Origin of the sequence: Tepidimonas aquatica (genome assembly GCF_007556585.1) — a bacterium.
In the GTDB taxonomy this organism is placed as follows: domain Bacteria; phylum Pseudomonadota; class Gammaproteobacteria; order Burkholderiales; family Burkholderiaceae_C; genus Tepidimonas; species Tepidimonas aquatica.
Window position 1 is genome coordinate 1 of sequence record NZ_VJNA01000073.1, and the last position, 1,854, is coordinate 1,854.

Consider the following 1,854-nt stretch of genomic DNA (forward strand, 5'->3'; position numbering starts at 1 on the left):
CGGCGCGCGTCAAGCTACTTGTCGCCTCTGTCACGCAGCAATCGGCTGAATGTCTCCTCGGCTCACAGCCGTTGTGACCACAGAGTCGCGTTCAGGGTTGAGGGTAACGGCCCGGATGTGCGACCAGTCGCGTGTGCCGCGTGACCAGCGCGCGGGGTTGCGTTCGCGAGCCTGGAGGTAGACCTGGTGCCGAGCCGCAAGGATCGCGACGTCGTGGCCTTCATGGCGCTGTGCCGGGCTGACGTAGCGGATGCCGCTGTGCCTGTGATCGTGGTTGTACCAATGCACGAATTGGCGCGCCCACTCGCGCGCGGCGCACAGATCCGTAAAGCCCTTTTCTGGGAACTCCGGCCGGTACTTCGCCGTGCGGAACAGGCTTTCGACGAAGGCGTTGTCGTCGCTCACGCGGGGCCGTGAGTACGACGGTTTCACGCCCAGCCACCACAGCATGGCCAGCACGGTGGTGGCCTTCAGCGTGGCGCCGTTGTCGCCGTGCAGTACGGGTCGCTCGTCACGCGGCATGGCGTGAATGCCCTCGGCCAGCGCCGTGCGCTGCACGAGCCGCGCAGCGTGGTCGCAGTCGTCGTCCTCGTGCACCTCGAAGCCCACGATCTTGCGGCTGTACACGTCCATGATGAGGTACAGGAAGAACCAGCGTCCGGCGACATCCCTTGGCAGGAACGACATGTCCCAGCACCACAGCTGTCGCGGCGCGGTGGCCACGTGAGTGGTCGGTGGCCGGCCCTTGCGTGGTGCCTTGGCGCGCCCGCGGTGACTCATTTGCCCCTGCGCACGCAGCACGCGGCGGAAGCTGGACTCGCTGGCGATGTAGACGCCCTCGTCAGCCAGCGTCGGCACGATGCGCGCCGGCGGCAGATCGGCGAAGCGCGGCTCGTTGGCCACGCTGACGATCTGCGCACGTTCGCGATCACTCAGCGCATGGGCTGGCGCCGGCCGCACGGCCTGCGGCCTGCCATCGCCCGATTCCAGGCCTTGGCCGGCCTTCCAGCGCTGCAAGGTACGCGCGCTGATCCCCATGAGTTCGCACGCTGGCTTCAGGCGCGCACCGGCATCGCAAGCCGCTTCGATGTCTCGGGCAATTTCCTGGCGATCTTCGAGGCCGATCATTCGTCCTCGCCCTTGTTCCTGTTGAAGATCGCCTCGGCTTTTTTTGACAGCACCAGCAGCGCCGCCGCCTCGGCCAGGGCCTTGTCCTTGCGGCGTACCTCTCGCTCGAGCTCTTTGATGCGGCGCCGATCCTCCTTGGTCTGCGAGGGGCTGGCACGTACTTGCTCGGGTGCAGCCAGTGCCCGCACCGCGTTGTCTCGCCATTGCTGCAGTTGCTGCGCGTACACGCCGTTCTCGCGGCACCAGGCGCTGCGCGAGGCATCGTCCATCGCCGCGGTCGTGATCACCGCCTCCAGGCGCGCGGCAGCTGTCCACACGCGCTCCTTCGCCGGCCTGGCCAACGACTCAGCGCGCCAGCGCTCCAGCGTGTCCACGCCCACTCCGATCTCGCGCGACACCACCTGCGGTGCGGCGCTCTCCGGCGGCAGCATGCGTGCCACCGCCCGGTCCTTGAATGCTTGTCCGTATCGGGCCAACTTCTTCTCTCATCCGCGCCCCCGTGTCGATGAAACGATGGTGTGCGGGGGGCGGCGCCTTCGGCGCCGCACAGGCTGTGCATTTGTGGACGATGCGCTTCGCGCACCGGCCAGCTTGCCGTGGACAACGCATCCGCGTTGCCCACCGCGCCGGCCTTCGCCCACAAGCTCCACAGCCTCCCACCACCATCAATGAACCAGTCTCACAGCTCTGGTCCTATCGGGGCGACAAGTATTCTGACGCGGGGGG

Annotated in this window: 1 protein-coding gene; it reads right to left on the reverse strand. The window is 67.3% G+C overall.

Annotation, left to right across the window (positions count from 1 at the left end):
• Positions 1-30: 30 nt before the first annotated feature.
• Positions 31-1,604, reverse strand: a protein-coding gene (locus Taqua_RS12940) for an IS3 family transposase (protein WP_102080835.1) whose coding sequence is annotated in 2 segments (ribosomal slippage) — positions 31-1,166 and positions 1,166-1,604 — 1,575 coding nt in all. Because the reading frame shifts where the segments join, the coding sequence is not laid out codon by codon here.
• Between the last annotated feature and the right edge of the window lie 250 nt (positions 1,605-1,854).